General features: G+C 62.5%; 16 protein-coding genes. All 16 read left to right on the forward strand.

All coding sequences use genetic code 11. The features are described from left to right. Positions 1–59: 59 nt before the first annotated feature. The 16 genes from FB382_RS07830 (at position 60) to FB382_RS07905 (ending at position 16,538) form a co-directional block, all read left to right on the forward strand. Complete coding sequence (locus FB382_RS07830; protein ID WP_182538152.1) at positions 60–830, forward strand: SDR family NAD(P)-dependent oxidoreductase; 771 nt, start codon at positions 60–62, stop codon at positions 828–830. Positions 831–978: 148 nt separating this feature from the next. Beyond that, the gene (gene leuC / locus FB382_RS07835; protein ID WP_220481293.1) at positions 979–2,355 is read left to right on the forward strand and encodes a 3-isopropylmalate dehydratase large subunit; all 1,377 of its coding nucleotides are present in this window, start codon (positions 979–981) and stop codon (positions 2,353–2,355) included. After that, a complete protein-coding gene (gene leuD / locus FB382_RS07840; RefSeq protein ID WP_182538156.1) occupies positions 2,355–2,972 on the forward strand; it encodes a 3-isopropylmalate dehydratase small subunit in 618 nt (205 codons plus the stop codon). The genes leuC and leuD overlap by 1 nt, the downstream gene beginning before the upstream one ends. Further along, the gene (locus FB382_RS07845; protein ID WP_182538158.1) at positions 2,972–3,661 is read left to right on the forward strand and encodes an isochorismatase family protein; all 690 of its coding nucleotides are present in this window, start codon (positions 2,972–2,974) and stop codon (positions 3,659–3,661) included. Before leuD ends, FB382_RS07845 begins: the two co-directional genes overlap by 1 nt. Positions 3,662–3,675: 14 nt before the next feature. Then, complete coding sequence (locus FB382_RS07850; protein ID WP_220481294.1) at positions 3,676–4,401, forward strand: maleate cis-trans isomerase family protein; 726 nt, start codon at positions 3,676–3,678, stop codon at positions 4,399–4,401. A gap of 43 nt (positions 4,402–4,444) precedes the next feature. Continuing rightward, positions 4,445–6,484, forward strand: coding sequence for an oxidoreductase (locus FB382_RS07855; RefSeq protein WP_182538163.1), 2,040 nt, complete (start codon positions 4,445–4,447; stop codon positions 6,482–6,484). Between the two features lie 64 nt (positions 6,485–6,548). After that, entirely contained in the window at positions 6,549–7,514 is a 966-nt protein-coding gene (locus FB382_RS07860; protein WP_182538164.1) for a LysR family transcriptional regulator, read from the forward strand. A gap of 116 nt (positions 7,515–7,630) precedes the next feature. Further along, positions 7,631–8,731: a 3-isopropylmalate dehydrogenase gene (leuB, locus tag FB382_RS07865; RefSeq protein ID WP_182538166.1), complete on the forward strand. Its 1,101-nt coding sequence runs from the start codon at positions 7,631–7,633 to the stop codon at positions 8,729–8,731. Between the two features lie 303 nt (positions 8,732–9,034). Further along, positions 9,035–10,078, forward strand: coding sequence for a sugar ABC transporter substrate-binding protein (locus tag FB382_RS07870; protein ID WP_182538168.1), 1,044 nt, complete (start codon positions 9,035–9,037; stop codon positions 10,076–10,078). Continuing rightward, complete coding sequence (locus tag FB382_RS07875; RefSeq protein WP_182538170.1) at positions 10,075–11,610, forward strand: ATP-binding cassette domain-containing protein; 1,536 nt, start codon at positions 10,075–10,077, stop codon at positions 11,608–11,610. The genes FB382_RS07870 and FB382_RS07875 overlap by 4 nt, the downstream gene beginning before the upstream one ends. Positions 11,611–11,657: 47 nt before the next feature. Continuing rightward, positions 11,658–12,587, forward strand: coding sequence for an ABC transporter permease (locus FB382_RS07880; protein WP_182538172.1), 930 nt, complete (start codon positions 11,658–11,660; stop codon positions 12,585–12,587). Further along, positions 12,584–13,597: an ABC transporter permease subunit gene (locus tag FB382_RS07885; RefSeq protein WP_182538174.1), complete on the forward strand. Its 1,014-nt coding sequence runs from the start codon at positions 12,584–12,586 to the stop codon at positions 13,595–13,597. Before FB382_RS07880 ends, FB382_RS07885 begins: the two co-directional genes overlap by 4 nt. A 7-nt stretch (positions 13,598–13,604) precedes the next feature. Continuing rightward, positions 13,605–14,357, forward strand: a complete 753-nt coding sequence (locus FB382_RS07890; RefSeq protein WP_182541413.1) for a glucose 1-dehydrogenase — start codon at positions 13,605–13,607, stop codon at positions 14,355–14,357. Between the two features lie 80 nt (positions 14,358–14,437). After that, positions 14,438–14,947 carry a MarR family transcriptional regulator gene (locus tag FB382_RS22840; RefSeq protein ID WP_182538176.1) on the forward strand — a complete coding sequence of 170 codons (510 nt, stop codon included), beginning with the start codon at positions 14,438–14,440 and terminating at the stop codon, positions 14,945–14,947. Positions 14,948–15,036: 89 nt separating this feature from the next. Beyond that, positions 15,037–15,654, forward strand: coding sequence for an isochorismatase family protein (locus FB382_RS07900; protein ID WP_182538178.1), 618 nt, complete (start codon positions 15,037–15,039; stop codon positions 15,652–15,654). After that, a complete protein-coding gene (locus FB382_RS07905) occupies positions 15,651–16,538 on the forward strand; it encodes an isocitrate lyase/PEP mutase family protein (RefSeq protein ID WP_182538180.1) in 888 nt (295 codons plus the stop codon). The genes FB382_RS07900 and FB382_RS07905 overlap by 4 nt, the downstream gene beginning before the upstream one ends. Positions 16,539–17,371 lie beyond the last annotated feature (833 nt).

Here is a 17,371-nt window from a genome sequence, read left to right on the forward strand (position 1 = left end):
CGTGTTTCGCATTGCCGCCACGAAGGCGGCAGCCAGTCTGTTGGAGGAGGAGCGGCAAGATGCCTGAACTGAAAGTAGCCCTTGGCGTCGAGGGTTTGAACGTCCTTGTGATCGGCGGCGCCCGGGGCATCGGCGAGGCGGTGGTTCGCCAGATGCATTCCCAGGGTGCCTCTGTCGTCGTGGCTGACATCGCTGCCGAGGCGGCCGCCTCCCTCGCGACAGAACTCAGCTCGTGGGGGGCTCCTGTGCGGCACCATCAAGTGGACGTCGCCTCTGAGGCCGGCGTCGAAGCGCTCGTCAAGACGGTTCGATCCGAGCTTGGGAGTGTGGATGTGCTCGTCCACGTTGCCGGGATCGGAAGCCCGAGCCCAGTCGTGGAGCTATCGCTCGAGCAGTGGCAACAGACCTTGGCAGTGAATCTCACCGGTCCGTTTCTCACCACTCGCGCCGTGATCCCGTCGATGGTCGCCCAAGGCTTCGGGCGGATCGTGCTCATCAGTTCGCAGCTTGCGTTCCTGGGATCGCCGGGTCTGTCGCATTACTGCGCGACCAAGGCTGGGTTGCATGGCTTCCTCAAGTCAGTCGCCAGGGAACTAGGTGACAGCGGCGTGACCATCAACGCCGTTGCCCCGGGGCCAACGGACACTCCCTTGTTCCGCGAACTTCCCGAAGAAGTTCGTGAGGCGATCAAAGCAACGGTGCCCCTGGGCCGGATCGGTGAGGTTGATGAAATCGCGCCGTCGGTTCTGCTTCTTGCTTCGCGATCCGGGGGCGCCTTCTACACGGGGGCGGTCCTCACCCCATGCGGCGGACATGCGATGCCTGCGTGATGCTGATTCACAACCCGGTCTTGTTAGTAGTGCGGCTCCTTCTGTTTCTCTTCGATGTACGCACGGTCCTACCGTCTCTTAGATCGAGGGCCCGCCGAAGCGGGCAAGAGCAGACGGCCAGAATCGGAGTGAACGAGTGCCTGGAACGATGTACGAGAAGATCCTCGATCGGCACCGGCTTCGAGGTGCAACGGACATCCCTGACCGCCTGTTCGTAGATCTCCATCTCGTGCACGACCTGAGCCCCCAAGCGTTCGACGGTCTGCGGCGAGAGGGACGCACTGTGAGGCGTCCAGATCTGACCCTTGCCACTGCTGACCACGGTGTCAGTACGGCGTCGCCAGCTCCCGAAGTGGGCCCGCGTTCCTTCGGTTCGCCCCAGCTCGACACACTCATGTCCAACTGCTCGCAGTTCGGGATCCCGGTGTACGGCCCCGGATCCAACAAGCAGGGGATCGTTCATGTAATCGCGCCCGAACTGGGCCTCACGCAGCCGGGCATGGTCATCGCCTGCGGCGATAGCCACACCCCGAGTCACGGTGCCCTGGGCGCGCTTGGGTTCGGAATCGGAACGAGCGACGTAGAGCATGTGCTCGCGACGCAGACCCTCGTCCTGCCGACTTTGAAGACCATGCGCGTGACGTTGACCGGTTCGCTTCGCCCAGGCGTGACCGCCAAGGATCTTGCTCTCGGACTCGTGCGACTTTTCAATGCCGGCGACGCGCGCGGACATGTCATCGAGTTTCAAGGACCGGCTCTCGCTCGGCTATCTGTGGAGGATCGCCTCACACTGTGCAACCTGGCAGCCGAAATGGGCGCACGGTCCGCGCTTGTCGCCCCCGATGAGGTGACCATCGAGCACGTCCGCGGTCGCCGGCACGCACCCGCAGGAGCACGATGGGACGCCGCTGTTGAGGATTGGTCGAGGTTGTCGAGCGACCCTGACGCAGTGTTCGATGCCGAAGTTGTCTTCGACGCGGACTTGTGTGAGCCGACCGCGACCTGGGGGACCACGCCGGCCATGTCCGCCGCACTCGACGCATTCGTGCCCAGGCCGGAAGAGACTGCCGACCCGACAGCGGCACGTCTCGCGCTGGAGTACATGGGCCTCATGGGTGGAGAGCCGATGGCGTCCATTCAGATTGACGTCGTCTTCATCGGTTCCTGCGCGAACGGTCGCCTTGAAGACCTTCGTGCAGCGGCCGACGTTGTGCACGGCCGAATGGTGGCGCCGAACGTACGCGTGCTCGTAGTTCCGGGGTCCCGCTCGGTCAAGTTGGACGCCGAGGCCGAGGGCCTCGACCGGGTGTTCACGTCGGCTGGCATGGAATGGCGCGAACCGGGATGCTCGATGTGCCTCGGTCTCAACGACGACACTCTGGGCCCGGGAATGCGGTGCGCCGCCACCAGTAATCGAAACTTCGAGGGCAGGCAGGGGCCCGGTGCGCGGACCCACCTTGTCTCGCCCGCGGTCGCGGCAGCTACCGCTGTCACCGGGCGCCTCACTGATCCGGCAACGCTGTGATGAGGCAGACCATCGTGGGCCGGATGGTTCCGCTGTCCCGAGACTCTGTGGATACCGACACGATCATGCCGCAGGAGTTCCTCAAGGGGACGAGTGCGACGGGTTTCGGCGAATCGGTATTCCACCATTGGCGCAGCAGCGGTCAGATCGCGCTGGACGATCCCCTTCGCGCTGGCGCGAAGGTTCTGGTGGCAGGTAAGTCCTTCGGCACCGGATCGTCGCGCGAACACGCGGTGTGGGGGATCAAGCAATGGGGGTTCGACGCCGTGGTTGCAGGCGAGTTCGGCGACATCTTCGCCAGCAACTGTGTCAACAACGGAGTTGCGCCAATTGCCGTGCCCGACGCGGCATGTCGGGCCCTGCGCGAGCTCTCTGAGACCGACCCATCAGCCGAGATCAGGATAGACCTCGTTCGAGGGCAACTGACCGCAGGAAGAGTTGCGGCCCACTTCGAACTCACGCCGATTGTCAGGCGCATGCTGATCGAAGGTCTTGACGAGATCGGGCTCACCACATCAATGGAGGCGGCAATCATCACTCACGAGAATCTCCGGCCCGTATGGATGCCGTCAACGGTCGAGTCCAAGGATCCACAACAGATCACTGAGGTGAAGTGATGGCCCCCGAGAGCGAGGAAGCGGCGTACCAGCGTGCCGGTTTCGGCAACCAGTTGACGCTGGGATCTCGTCCAGCGGTGATCGTCGTGGACCTCTCACTCGGCTTCACCGACCCCTCCTCGGCCGTGGGAGGCGACCTACGCGACGTCGTCGCGAACACGCGGCGGGTTCTCGACGTCGCCAGGGCCGAGGGAGTTCCGATCATCTTCACGACGATCGCCTTCGAGCCCGACTACTCCAACATCGGTTTGTGGATCTCCAAGGTCCCGGGTGCCAAGCAGCTTGTCTCGGGGACGAGATGGGTGGAGATCGACCCACGACTCGACCGGCTGCCAATTGAGCCCGTCGTCGTGAAGCAAGGAGCGTCGGCGTGCTTCGGAACAACGCTGCTCGAACTTCTGAAGGAACTACACGTTGACACCGCCATCGTGACCGGCACGAGCACGAGTGGCTGCGTACGCGCGACGGTGGTCGACCTCTTCCAGGCGGAGGTTCCGGTCCTTGTCCCCTCCGAATGTGTGGGTGACCGATTCAGCAGCTCTCACGACGCTGCGCTGTTCGACTTGAACGCCAAGTATGCGGACGTCGTTACGACCGTTGAGGCATGCGACTTCCTCCGAACCGTGCATCCGTCGGATTCGGACCCGACGACCAACCAACCGACACCGAGAAAGACGGAGAACCAATGACCAACGCTGTGAGCATGAGGGCGCGCGTCGGCGTGCTGATCCCGTCGACGAACACGGTCGTGGAGCACGACTATTCAATCCTGCGTCCTGAGGGCGTCACTTTCCACTACAGCCGTTGCTACGTCGAGGAACCCGACCTGTCGACGGATCAAGGCGTCCAGGACTTCATCGATGCTCTGGGCCGTGCCAACGACGTCGCAGTGCGTGACGTGCTGACCTGTCGGCCCAACTTCATCACCATGGGCATGTCGGGTGAGACATTCTGGGGCGGGCGCGACGGGAACGAGGCGTTCGAGAAGGCGATCAGCGACTCGGCAGGTCTCAAAATCAGCACAGGCGCCTCCGCAATCCGCGCGGCCCTGGAGGCATACGGGGCGACATCGGTCGCCTACGTGAGCCCCTACCCACCGATGGTGAACGAGCACCTGAACCGGTACTTCTCCGACTACGGCTTCAAGGTCACCGCCGAGCACGGTCTGGGGATTCAGTCAGCCACGGCAATTGCCGACGTGTCGGAAGCGACTCTGGTCGAGGCACTGCGAGAGCTCGACGCGAGCAACCCTGACGTCATCGTTCAGGCCGGAACGAACATGTCGATGGTCCGTCTTGCAGCGGCCGCCGAGATCTTCCTGGGCAAGCCGGTGGTCGCGATCAACACCGCCACCATGTGGCACACACTGCGCCAACTGGGCATCCAAGACCAGATCCAGGGTTTCGGATCGCTCCTCAGCGACCACTGACCGACCGTCCTCACCCACCAATCAGGACTTCGAGGAGATTGACATGACCACGACTCTCAACCGTTCCGACACGGACCTCTCAGCGATCTGGCAGCCTCTCCAGATCGGGCCGATGCAGCTGAAGCACCGTGTGATCGTGCCGGCCCGCATCCTCAACTGGGCACCGGATTCGGTGCTAAGTGAGCGCCATTTCAACCACTACGAGCACCTCGTCGACGGTGGGGCGGCGATGATCATCACAGAGCAGCACGCTGCCTATCCCACTGCGAAAGGGTCCTTCCACAACGGTTGCACCGCTTGGGAGGAACGGGCGATCCCTGGTTTCGAGCGCATGGCCGAGATTGTGCACGCCCGTGACGCGCGCGGCGTTGTCCAGCTCTACGGCACCGGTGTTCACGACAAGGGCACGATGATGTTCGACGAGTGGAAGCCGCTCTGGGGTGTTTCGGAACTCCCCTCGATCGCTCATACCGAGACGCCCGTGGTCATGGGGAAGACCGAGATCGGCGAGATCATTGCGGGGTACGTCAAGTCGGCGGCCAACGTTCGCGCGGGTGGTCTTGATGGTGTAGAGCTCCATGGAGCTCATGGCTACCTTCTGGGCCAGTTCCTCAGTCGTGTCTACAACAACCGGACCGACGAGTACGGCGGCTCGGCCAAGAATCGAGCGCGATTAATCGTCCAGATCGGTGAGGAGATCCGTTCGCGTGTCGGCACGGATCTCGCGATGGGCGTTCGGTTGTCGTATGACGAGTTCGTCGGGCCCGCGGGCATTACCCCGGACGAGGCCGACGAGCACGTTTCGCTTCTTGTCGGCACCGGCCTGTTCGACTACTTCAGTATCAGCGCAGGCAACTACTACACGCTGGACCGGACCGTTTCGCCGATGGAGGAGAAGGACGGGCACCTAGTGCCGTTCGCTCGGCGAGCCAAGGAGATCGTTGGTGAACGAGCGGCTGTCTTTGCGGTCGGCCGCATCAGAGACCTTCACCTCGCCGAAGAGGTAGTGAAGTCCGGATCTGCGGATGTCGTCGCCATCGGTCGCGGTCAGCTTGCCGACCCCGACCTGGTCAACAAGACCCGAGAGGGCCGCGAGCACGAGATCATCCGGTGCACAGGCGCCAACGAGTGTGTCGCGCGGCTTTGGGACGGCCTCGAGGTCATGTGCATGATGAATCCCGTCACCGGACGTGAAGGAAAGTGGCGCGACCTTCCGATGGTTGAGCGTGTTGATTCGAAACGCGTCCTGGTCGTCGGCGGAGGACCCTCCGGCATGAAGCTTGCCGCCGTAGCCGCTTCGCGTGGACACTCCGTCACATTGGTTGAGCGCGGGGCTGTGCTTGGAGGGCACCTCAACCTTCTCGCTTCCATGCCTGACCAGGATGGCTTCAATGTCGCGATCGATGACCTGGTTCGTGCGGTGGACAACGCGGACGTCGAAGTCCGCCTCGACACCAACGTCGACGCTGCCTTCGTCCGCGAATTCGACGCTGACGAGGTCTTTGTTGCCGAAGGTGCGCGCTACGCGGACTCCGGGGTCAGCCTCTGGACCCCGGGTGTTGATTCCTTGCCCGGGGCCGACACGCCGGCCGTTAGTGCGATCGACGAGGCCATCAAGAGATCCCAGCGTGAAGGATTTGACTGGCTCGGCGCGCGCGTGGTGATCGTCGACGAGTCGAGCACCACGCTGCCGCTCGCATTCGCCGAGCAGTTGGCTGCTGCCGGGATCAAGGTTTCGGTCATCACGCCCCAACTCATGGTGGGTAACGACGTCTTCAAGCGCGGGGAGTTCACCTGGCGCCTCCCAGCTCTGGCTGGTGGTGGAGTGGAGATGATTGCGCAACGCGTAGTGCACGGGTTCGCGGACGGAAACCTCGTGACCTCGGACATGTGGTCGCGGCAAGAGCACATCCTCGAAGGTGTCACGGCCGTCGTGCTGTCGATTTACCGAACGGGGAACACGGCGCTGTTCGACGAGCTCGCCGACGCCGGCATCGCCGCCCACCGAATTGGCGACGGTCTGGCACCCAGAAAACTTCAGGCGATCATCTACGAATCTGAGAAGGCTGCGCGGGACCTGTAGGCGTAGTGCGCGCACTACCTGGGTCCGGCGAGACTAGTCCCGGCGAGAGTAGTCTTAGCCGATCTTGGAGGTCTCGATGGAGCTAAGACACGTCAAGGCGTTGGTGGCTGTCTCCGAAGAGCTGAACTTCACGCGCGCAGCCGAGCGCCTCCACCTTGCCCAACAGGCGCTCAGCCATCAGATCCGGCAGCTCGAGGATGAGGTCGGGACACAGCTGTTCGTGCGCACGACGCGTAAGGTCGAGTTGACGCCGGCGGGCGAGGTATTCCTCGAGCGAGTTGCTCCGGTGCTCGTGATTCTGGAGGAAGCCAAGGAGGTCGCCCGACAGGTCGCTCTCGGGGCTGAGGGACACTTGGAGATTGCCTATACCTACAGTCTCGGGATCGAGAGTCTCCCGCTGATCCTAGACCGCCTGCACGAAGTGGCTCCTCAAGTCACGCTCACCGCAGCCGTGACGCTTACCGATCAGGCGGTGCACGGGCTTCTGCGCGGACAGTTCGACCTCGCAGTCGTCCGCAATCCGGAGCCAACACCGAACCTGAAGTCCATTGTGATCCGAGAGGAGGCTGCGGGAGTCGTCATTGGCACGAACCACCCAGCGGCGGGAAAGGACGTCGTCGACCTCGAAGACCTGGTCGACTCGACCCTCGTGATTTGGCCGAGGTGGCACTCCCCGGGATATGCGGACAAGATCCTCCGTACCTTTCCCGTTCACCGGGACGAAGGGCGAGTGAAGGTCTATGAACGGTTCTCGCACGACGGGTTCATGGGAGACAAGGGTTCATACGAGCTGATGGCGCAAGGAACTGCGTTCCAGGTCGCGTTCCAATCTCAATACGAGACGGCTCCCGAAGGTTTCGTGTGGAAGCCGTTGCGCCCTGAGCTCCCGATAACGGTCGAGATACTCCGCCGCGAGGGTGTGATCTCACCCGCGCAGAAGCGCTTTCTCGAGGCCGCGCGCCAAGTCTCCCGTCACTTCGGCTGGCTGACCAATAACGCGGACTCAGCCGCGCCATCACCACCAAAGTGATCAACCAATTCGGCGTGTGAATCAGGGCAATTCCTTAGTTTCACAGTCGACTCGAGCGCACATAGCGTGGAGAGCGCAACCCCGCAGGGGAGCCCTACTCAACGAAGGAATGCGCCATGCCTCATGCTTCACGCGATTTCAGGATCGGTGTTCTCGCCGGAGACGGCGTCGGTCCCGAGGTGACGAGGGAAGCGGTCCGAGTTCTGGAAACGATCGCTAAGGGCTTCGGACACTCATTCACGTTCACGGAAGGTCTTCTGGGCGGATGCGCGATCGAGGCCAAGGGCACGCCGCTGCCGGCTGAGACCTGGGAGCTGTGCGAGTCCAGTGATGCCCTCCTGGTTGGCTCGGTCGGTGGCGAACAGTGGGACTCGCTTCCTGCCGATATGAATCCGGGGCTCGGTGGACTTCTTCGCCTGCGTCGAAAGCTCGACCTGTACGCGAACCTTCGCCCGGGGCTCACGCTCTTGCCTGGCGAATCGCCGATCCGCGGCGCGGATGTGGACATCCTCCTTGTGCGCGAGGCCACTGCGGGTCTCTATTTCTCGCCCGAACGGGATCGCGTCGTCAAGGATGGGGTGGAATCTGCCTGGGACACGATGCACTACACGGCTGACGAGGTAAGACGCATCGCGGTCGTTGCGTTCGAGCTCGCCTCCGCTCGCAGTCGTCGGCTGACCTCGGTCGACAAGGCCAACGTGCTCGAGGCCTCCAAGCTGTGGCGGGACGTCGTGATCGAGGTCGCGCGTGACTTCCCGGACGTCGAATTGGAACACCTGTACGTCGACAACTGTGCGATGCAGCTCGTGCTCCGTCCCAACGATTTCGATGTCATCGTCACCGAAAATCTGTTCGGGGACATTCTGAGCGACGAGATCGCCGGGATCATCGGATCGCTGGGGCTCTTGCCGTCGGCGAGCCTGCGATCGGACAAGTTCGGTCTGTATGAACCGGTACACGGAGCCGCGCCGGACATCGCCGGGCGAGATCTTGCCAACCCCGCGGCCGCGATCCTGTCTGCAGCCATGCTCCTGCGCCACAGCGCCGAGCTCGAGGACGAAGCCGAATGCATCGAGCGCGCAGTCTCTGCTGTGCTTGCCGGCGGAATCCGCACCGCGGACGTGGCGCGCGGAGGACCGGCGGTCGGAACTGTGGGATTCGGCGACGCGGTCGTAGCTGAGCTCGAGGGAATCATAGCGTCGATCGCGCTGTCCTGAGAGCGTCTGCGCGCAATCCGCTATGACGCTTTACCCGTCGCATGTCGGGTCAATGAAGCCCATGGTCTCGTCTGCTCGAGGCAGGCGAAACCTCCGGATGGCATTCACAAACTCGGGGTGTGGATCTCGCGAGCACTCTTGTTTCTCTTCGGTTCCCACATCGACTTAGCGTGGAAGCACAAAGGCAGTCGGCTCCCGAGGAGCACCAAGCACTAGCGGCTAGTTCAACCAAATCGCACGGTCTTATGTCGTTCGAGTGGCGATCAATGATCGATCTGCCCTTGATGAATCCGAGGAGAGAACATGTTGTTTTCGAAGCGTCTCGTTGTGAAGCGGGCTGTGGTGTCGCTGGTGGTTTCTGGTTGTTTGGCCGTGTCGTTGGCCGGGTGTGGTTCTGGTGACTCGGCTGCCAAGGGTGGTGGTTCGTCTGCTGTTGGTGGTGGGGTGTCGGGCAAGGAGATCTACCTGGTTGGTGCGGGGGATGTGAACCCCTGGACGAAGGTCTACAACTCGGTGATCGTGAAGCGTCTGCAGGCGGAGGGTGCGAAGGTGACCTACCTGCAGGATCCGTTCGATCCGCAGATCGAGGTGCAGAACTTGGACCGGGCGATCGCGGCCAAGCCGTACGCGATCATGCTGCTCGGCCTGGACTATCGGGCGCTGACCCCGAGTCTGACTCGTGCCAAGCAGGCCGGTATCCCGGTGGTGAACATGACATCGCCAGCGACGCCGGCCGGTGAGCTGATGGCGCTGTCGGTGGAGTCGAACAACCCCGAGTTGGGCAAGTTCGCAGCCCAGAACGTGATCGATGGACTGGCCGCTCAAGGCAAGACCCAGGGCAATGTCATCGCGATCACCGGGACGGCGGGCACGGAGATGGCGAATCTTCGGATCGAGGCGTTCAGGAAGGAGCTCGCGACCGTCCCCGGGCTGAACCTGGTCGCCGTGGAGGACGGCAACTGGGACCAGGCGACGTCGCAGAAGATCGCGCAGCAGTTGTTCGCCAAGTACGCATCCCAGGGCGGGATCCAGGCCGCGTACGGGATGGCCGACAACCAAGCGCTAGGCATCATCCAGGCTGCCAAGCAGGCCGGGCTGAGTGTCGGTGGGGCTGATGGTCTGGTCGTGAGCGGCAGCAACTGCTACCAGGCTGGGCTGGAGGCGATCAAGGCCGGTGAGATGTTCGGTACGGGGACCCAGTCGCCCATCACGGAGGCGAACTTCACGGTCGATGAGGCGTTGAAGTTCTTCAACGGCGAAAAGGTCGAGACCACCCAGTACGCCCCCGAAGAGCGCATCACCAAGGACAACGTCCAGGACGCCATCGACGAAGGCATCTGCCCGTGACCGCCGTCGACGAGACGCCTCGCATACCTCGCCTTCGGATCGTCGGCGTCGGAAAGAGTTATGCAGCGGTGCGCGCACTCGATGGAATCGACTTGACGATCAAGCCCGGTGAGGTCCACGCGCTGTGCGGACACAACGGAGCTGGCAAGAGCACATTGGTCAAGATCCTGTCGGGCGTAGTCAGGCACGACGACGGAAGCGTGTACATCGACGGCGAAGAGGCGGACTTCCGTGGTCCCGAACAAGCGCAACGCGCAGGGGTAGCACTGGTCGACCAGGAGATCAGCCTGATCGAGGCACTGTCGGTGCGCGACAACATCATGCTCGGGCTTGCGGGCGCGCCGTTCTTCGCGCGCCCAAACTCAGCCGACGGGATCATCCACGGGCTTTTGGGTCGGGTCGGACTTGGTGACCTCAGCCTGTCGACGCCCGTCGCCTCCTTGGCGCTCGGCAAGCGTCAACTCGTCGAGATCGCCCGTGCCCTCGGCCGAGGCGGCAAGATCCTGATCCTCGACGAGCCAACGGCAACCCTCACCGAATCTGAAAGCGATCAGGTATTCGCCGCGGTGAAATCTGTCGCCACCGAGGGCATCAGCGTCATCTATGTGTCGCACAGGCTGGGCGAGGTTCTGGAGATCTGCGACACGATCAGCGTCTTCCGCGACGGCCGCCGGATTGCCACCCGTCCAGCCGATCAGATGGATCGAGCTGAGCTCATCGATCTCATGGTTGGAGTTCAGGCGGTCGATAGATCCGCCAACGCGGATCGCACGCCACTCGACTCCAAGCCCTCTCTCGTCGTACGCGGACTGAGCGTGGGCACTCGCGTCCACGATGTCGACCTGACTATTCGGCCAGGCCAGGTTGTCGCATTGGCCGGACAGGTCGGCTCCGGCGCCAGCGAGATTCTCCGGGCGATCGCTGGCCTTGCGCCAGACGCCGTTGGAACAGTCCGAGTGGGCGAGAAGGATCTGCGACTCGGTTCTCCCGTGCGTTCACTGAACGCTGGGGTCAATTACATCTCGAACGACCGGAAGGCGGAGGGGCTGTTCCTCACCCGAACGGTACGAGTCAACCTGCTCGCAACCCGCCTGCGCGCGATCGCTCGACATGGTTTCGTTGTGAGCCGGTTGGCGAAAGAAATCGGTGCCCTACTCGCCGAGGCCAGCGGCCTCCGTGAGCGCGAACGTTCTGCTGTCGGCGAACTCAGCGGAGGCAACCAACAGAAGGCCTTTCTGGGACGATGCCTGCATCGTGACAAGGGCGCGTCACTACTGCTGCTCGACGAGCCGACTCGTGGCGTCGATGTGGGTGGTCGGTCGGACATCCATGACCTGATCCGTAACGCTGCGGGGTCAGGGACAGCAGTCCTTTATGCGTCAACTGAACTTGACGAGATTCTCGACCTCGCTGACGAAGTGGTGACGCTACGTGCGGGTCGGGTCGTCTCCGTGCGGCCAAGGGCGCACATCACAGCCCAGGCCCTGCTCTACGAGATGACCCACGTCGAGACTGAGGCGGTGTCGGCATGACGTCCAACGCCCCAACTCTCGGGGTCCTCAGCCGGCGCCGTTCTCCGATGGCAGCGACCCGAACACCGGAATTGCTCATCGCGGGCATCGCCGGCGCGGTGCTGGTCTACGGCGCTGCCACCACGGAAGGCTTTCTCAGCCCAGCGAACTTCAAGGCGATCTTCGCCGGAGTCGGGATCCTAGGAATCGTCGCGGTGGGGATGACCTTCGTGACGTTGAGTGGAAGCTTGTTCTGCTTGACGCTGGGGACGACCCTGACGGTGTCCTCAATGGGATTCCTCACCTGGCTTCAGTTCGGTGTTGTACCCGCCATCTTGCTCACGCTTCTGCTGGGTGCCGTGATCGGACTGGGCCAGGGCATCCTCGTCGGAGGGCTGGGCGCCAACCCGATCATTGTGACTATCGGTTTCGGGGCACTGCAACTCGGAGTAGCGTCGAAACTGACCAACTCGGCAGCCGTCTACCCACCGGGTGACAGCAACTACGCCTGGCTGGCCAGCACGATTGCCGGTCTCCCGGTTGCTGTGTACGTGCTCGTCCTTCTGGTCCTGATCTCAGCGTTCTGGCTCGCCAAGAGCACCTTGGGTCAGACGATCCTTCTGGTCGGCGAGAACCAGTCAGCGGCACGCGCAGCAGGACTTCCAGTGGTCAAGGCCATCACGGCAGCGTTTGTCATCGCGGGTGGCTGCGCAGCTCTGGGTGGCGTCCTTCTGGGCGCTACCGATGGGAACGCCACGCTCTTGAGTGGCGGAGACAGGTACACCTATGACGCGATTGCAGCGGTGCTCGTTGGCGGAGTCGCAGCGAGCGGTGGGCGAGGAACCGTCCAGCAGACCGTTCTGGGTGCGCTGCTTATCGCGGTCATCTCGGACATGCTTCTCCTTCGCGGTGCGAGCGGTGGCGTCCAATTGCTTGTCACCGGCGCGGTGGTCATCGTCGTTCTGGTCTTCTTCCAGCTGAGGGGACATCGGTCATGAATCACCTGACAGCACGCCTCGCACGTATCGGTGCAGCGACAAGTTCGCCGGTCGCCTACAGCTTCGTGACCATGGTGATTGTCTTCTTCATGCTTCCCGCTGCCAACGGGTATGACGTGTCGACCTACAACCTGTACTCAGCGATGCAGATCTTCGGCACCTATGGATTGATCGCGCTAGCTCTCGGCATCACGATGATCGCCGCACAGTTCGACCTTTCAACGCTGGGCATGTTCGTGCTGGGAGGCCTGGTAGCCGTAAAGGTCGGGGGTGATTCGCCGAGTCTAGGCGTGATCGCGGCGCTCGGCGTCGGCGCCCTAGCAGGCCTAATCCAGGGCCTGATCGTGGCTAAGTTGAGCATCAACTCCATGTCCGTCACGCTAGGCGGATTCCTTGTGCTTCTTGGATTGAGCCGCGCAATCGGAAATGACGCCACGGTGAGCTACGACAACTTCGATGTCGGCATCTCGCTCGACAGCAAGTTCGCTGTGGTCATGTCTTGGCACAGCGTGATTGTCCTGCTTTGTTTTCTGTTCGTAGGGCTGGCGATGGCGTGGACCACCGTCGGTCGGAACCTGAAGGCAGTGGGCGGTGACGCGCGGGCCAGTCGGGTTTCCGGTGTGGGGGTGACCCGCGTCATCGTGGGTGTGTTCGTGCTCTCCGGCCTCCTGTCCGGGCTGGCCGGCGCGCTCAATGCGTTCTCTCTGGCCGCCGCGTTGGCGAACCCCGGATTCGCTCCGCTTGTGTTCGGAGCGACGTCCGCGCTCATTGGCGGGGTCGGCCTGGCTGGAGGTCGGGGGACCGTCACTGGCATCGCCTTGGGAGCGGTGGCGCTTAGTCTGCTGCAGGCAATGTTCGGCATCCTCGCAAGTCCCAGCTGGGTGACATCTGTCGTCACGGGCGGGCTCCTTGTCCTCGTTGCGACCGCGGCCGCGCCGCGACTTGCAGCTATCGTCGCGCGACTCGCGGCCCGGCATCGGCGTCGTTACGTTGAAAGTGCCGTGGCCTGAAGTGGGAATGCTGTCCGGAAAAGTTGCGATGATTACGGGCGCTGCGGACGGGATCGGACGCGCGGCTGTCACGGTCTTCGCGCGTGAGGGAGCACTGGTACTTGCTTGTGACATCGATGGAGCAGGCGCCGAGGCTGCTGCCGCGGCTGTTCGGGCCGACGGGGGACAGGCACTGGCGAGCGCAATGGACGTCAGTGATCTTTCCCAGGTCCGAGTTGGGGTCGAGCTCGCGCTCACGAGCTGGGGTTCATTGGACGTTGCCTTCAACAACGCAGGCATTACCGGACCCATGACATCTCTTGTCGACTACCCGGATGAGTGGTTTGAGAGGGTGGTTGCAGTCAACGTCCGAGGAACATGGAACTGCCTACGAGAGCAGATTCCGGCGATGCTTCAGTCGGGATCGGGGGCGATCGTCAACGCATCGTCCGGCGCGGGTGCGGTAGGGGCTCCAGGAATCGGGATCTACGCCGCGACCAAACACGCGATCCTGGGGCTAACAAAGGTCGCGGCACTCGAGAACGCAACAGCCGGGGTTCGGGTGAATGCGGTGCTGCCGGGCATCATCGACACCAACCAGCCGCGCAATCTGACCCATGACATCCCTGGAGCCATGGACGCGTTCAAGAGCGCTATGCCTATCGGCCGGCTCGGTCGCGCCGACGAAGTGGCCGAAGCTGCAGCGTGGCTCTGTTCGGATCGCGCATCCTTGGTGACGGGCGTGGGAGTCGCGGTGGATGGGGGCTACCTCGCACAGTAGACATTCCTCAGATCTCTAACGGTTTGAGGTACGTTCGTATCGAAGTGCGGCACGCCGGCCGCTCGAGGGAAGGTACGAATGTGGCGAACACGCTGAATGACGAGTACGAGCGCCTGCTTCAGGAGCGCGCTCTCGAAGTGCTTCCCGAGGCAGACCTGGAGGGCAACGCCGCACTGTTCAACGTGATGCGGGTCGCGAATGTGATCGGGCGCGACCTTGAACAGCACGTTCACCGGAACAACGGGTCCTCACGGGCTGGATTTCGGATCATGCTTGTCGTCTGGGTGATGGGTCCGCAGAGCCAGAAGGACCTCGCCAGCTTCGCAAACGTCACGGCAGCAACGATTTCGAGTGTGCTGAACACCCTGGATGACGAGGGTCTGATCGTGCGGACGCGAAACAGCACAGATCGCCGGATCGTGAACATCGAGCTAACAGCGGCGGGGGAGAAGGCGGTATCCGAGCTCTACCGGCTCCACCTGCAGCGTGAGGCGCAGTGGCTCGCTGGACTTTCGGAAAAGATGAAGCAGCAGCTGGTGATGATCTCGCGTCAGATACTCCGCACTCGGCCGCCTTACAGCAAGGAGTAGCGCCAACGAGCTACTTTCACCAACAGCCGTGGTGAATCCAGGGCCTTTTGCTGTTTCAGTTTCAATGAGCGCGCGCATACGTTCGGCGCATGACAGCTACTCCGTTCGGCAACCCCATGGGACCCGGTTCGAAGTTCGGAATCGTGGTCGTGGACTTTCAGCGCGGGTTCACAGATCCTTCCGCCACCTACGGCATGGACCTCGACTCTGAGGTCGGCGTCGCATACGCGCTCCTCGAGCGCGTTAGACGGGCCGGCCTTCCGGTCTACTTCTCAGTGGTCGCCCATGCGCCTGATGGCTCCGATGTCGGCTTGTGGGGTCTGAAGGCTCCCGCTATCGCGACCTATCTCAAAGGCGGACCTGAAGCTGCAGTTGATGAACGTTTGAAGCCGCAAACAGACGAGCTGGTGCTGGTCAAGCAGGTCGCTTCTGCGTGTTTCGGGACCGGCCTCCTGGACTCCTTGATCGGAGACGGGGTGGATAGCGTCCTGGTCGTAGGCACGTCCACTAGCGGTTGTGTTCGTGCTACGGCAGTCGATCTGTTCCAGGCAGGGATCAGGCCGTTCGTTGTTGCGGATGCCGTGGGTGATCGCGACACCGTTGCCCATGCGAATGCCCTTCGGGACCTTCATGCGAAGTACGCGGATGTCATCAGCTCGGAGACGGCGTTCGCGTACCTCGCCGGTGCCGACGAGGACGCTAAATGAGTGGAGAGCCTAGGCCGGGTGATCGAATCCTTGAACTGCTCGACTATGGCTTTACGTTTGTCCCGGGCTGTCACGATTGCTTGTCCGCGGCGGTTCTCGAACGCGCCGGCGCCCAGGCGCTCTTCGTTTCTGGGGCCGGCGTCGCCGCCAGTGTTGCCGGGCTTCCTGACCTTGGCCTGACCACGTCGTCTGAACTGGTTCAGATGGCTGGCAGCATCGTCTCCAATGCCAAAGTCCCGGTCTTGGTCGACGCTGACACCGGCTTTGGCAACGAACTGAATCTGACCCGCGCGGTGCGTGCGATCGGCCGCGCCGGAGCAGGTGGCCTCATGATCGAGGACCAGAGCTTCCCCAAGCGTTGCGGCCACCTGCAGGACAAGCGTGTCGTTTCACGCGACGACTTCGCTCTACGGGTCAAGACGGCAGTCTCGTTGTGCGCCGAGTTCGGGATGGTTCTAATCGCTCGGACGGACTCGCTGGCGACGGACGGTGTCGACGAAGCTTGTGCGCGAGCCAAACTCGCCCACGACCTCGGTGCGCACATCACGTTCGTGGATGCGCCCATGACGCTAGGTGACGTCGAGCGAATCGGCAAGCTGCCCGGTCGGAAGATGTTCAACGCCGCGACAGGAAGTCTCACGCCACAACTCAGCTTCGACGAGCTAGACGAACTTGGGTTCTCCTTGGTCATCGATCCGTGTGTTTCGCTGTATCCGACCATCGACGGAATTCGTCGAACCTTCGAGGATGTGGACTCAGCGAGGGGATTCGAGCCGCTGACTCGATTCCAGATGCAGCCCCGAGACATTTTCGAGCAGGTCGGCCTCGACAGTTGGCTGGCTATCGACGCAAGCGCTCGAGGCGATCTGAGGCGCGAATCTTAAGTTCACCTTCATCAGGTCTCTTCGCCGGCCCGCGGGGCCGCCCAGATGGCTCAGTTGCTTCCCTCAGGAACGGAAATATGTTATGGCATTTCAAGTAGTTGTGGAGCCGCACAACGCGTGGTGGAATCCCGCGGTCGCAGAGGATCCGTCTGGCCCAACCGCAACGACGTCGGTACCGTCAGCGTTGGAAGAAATTCCTCCGCAGGCACAGAACCCGCTGACCGTGTGTTTGCGGCAACCGGAGCACTGGGCCGCGAGCGCGCTGCGGGAGATTACCCGGCTTGCGGGCGGTGCGTCGCAGCGTCTCCGCTTGCGCCCGGATCGACGTTCGCTCGTCGTTGAATCTCAAGGAAGTCCGCAACTGTGATGGGCAAGCGAACGTCAGCGAGCGGGATCGACTCCCCAAGGGAGCCCTTGGCAGCCCCAGTCTGGTTCTTGGCCGGACCCGCGACAGCAGAGGACCTCACTTCATCCGTCCCCCGAGTCACAGATCTTATAGTTCATGCGAAGAGGATGGGCACGGCGATCTCCGCGTGCGGCTTGAACGCAAGCACCTGGACCAAATTGTGGGACATTCCGTTCGTTGCTGCTTCGCCCGCGCGGCGATGCCCGACCTGCGCATTGCGTATCAGGGCAACGGGGTGGTGAGTGGGCGTTTCGACGGGCAGAGGCGGTCAACGATTTCGATTTGACGCTGTTCGTTCATACCCGGGACACATCACGAGCCTCGGACTCGGTTGCGCTGTAGCGACCAGCTGACTGAACTCAGCATTCCTTTGGCGCTCGATATTTGTTGGCCATCAACTGAGTGGCAGTTGTTGAGTTGGAGTGCC

Origin of the sequence: Nocardioides ginsengisegetis (genome assembly GCF_014138045.1) — a bacterium.
Taxonomy (GTDB): domain Bacteria; phylum Actinomycetota; class Actinomycetes; order Propionibacteriales; family Nocardioidaceae; genus Nocardioides; species Nocardioides ginsengisegetis.

Excerpts from the sequence above, each read along its gene's own strand:
- FB382_RS07830 (WP_182538152.1), top strand. The coding sequence starts at position 60 with ATGCCTGAACTGAAAGTAGCCCTTGGCGTCGAGGGTTTGAACGTCCTT.
- leuC (WP_220481293.1), top strand. The coding sequence starts at position 979 with ATGTACGAGAAGATCCTCGATCGGCACCGGCTTCGAGGTGCAACGGAC.
- leuD (WP_182538156.1), top strand. The coding sequence starts at position 2,355 with ATGAGGCAGACCATCGTGGGCCGGATGGTTCCGCTGTCCCGAGACTCT.
- FB382_RS07845 (WP_182538158.1), top strand. The coding sequence starts at position 2,972 with ATGGCCCCCGAGAGCGAGGAAGCGGCGTACCAGCGTGCCGGTTTCGGC.
- FB382_RS07850 (WP_220481294.1), top strand. The coding sequence starts at position 3,676 with ATGAGGGCGCGCGTCGGCGTGCTGATCCCGTCGACGAACACGGTCGTG.
- FB382_RS07855 (WP_182538163.1), top strand. The coding sequence starts at position 4,445 with ATGACCACGACTCTCAACCGTTCCGACACGGACCTCTCAGCGATCTGG.
- leuB (WP_182538166.1), top strand. The coding sequence starts at position 7,631 with ATGCCTCATGCTTCACGCGATTTCAGGATCGGTGTTCTCGCCGGAGAC.
- FB382_RS07870 (WP_182538168.1), top strand. The coding sequence starts at position 9,035 with ATGTTGTTTTCGAAGCGTCTCGTTGTGAAGCGGGCTGTGGTGTCGCTG.
- FB382_RS07880 (WP_182538172.1), top strand. The coding sequence starts at position 11,658 with ATGGCAGCGACCCGAACACCGGAATTGCTCATCGCGGGCATCGCCGGC.
- FB382_RS07885 (WP_182538174.1), top strand. The coding sequence starts at position 12,584 with ATGAATCACCTGACAGCACGCCTCGCACGTATCGGTGCAGCGACAAGT.
- FB382_RS07890 (WP_182541413.1), top strand. The coding sequence starts at position 13,605 with ATGCTGTCCGGAAAAGTTGCGATGATTACGGGCGCTGCGGACGGGATC.
- FB382_RS07900 (WP_182538178.1), top strand. The coding sequence starts at position 15,037 with ATGACAGCTACTCCGTTCGGCAACCCCATGGGACCCGGTTCGAAGTTC.
- FB382_RS07905 (WP_182538180.1), top strand. The coding sequence starts at position 15,651 with ATGAGTGGAGAGCCTAGGCCGGGTGATCGAATCCTTGAACTGCTCGAC.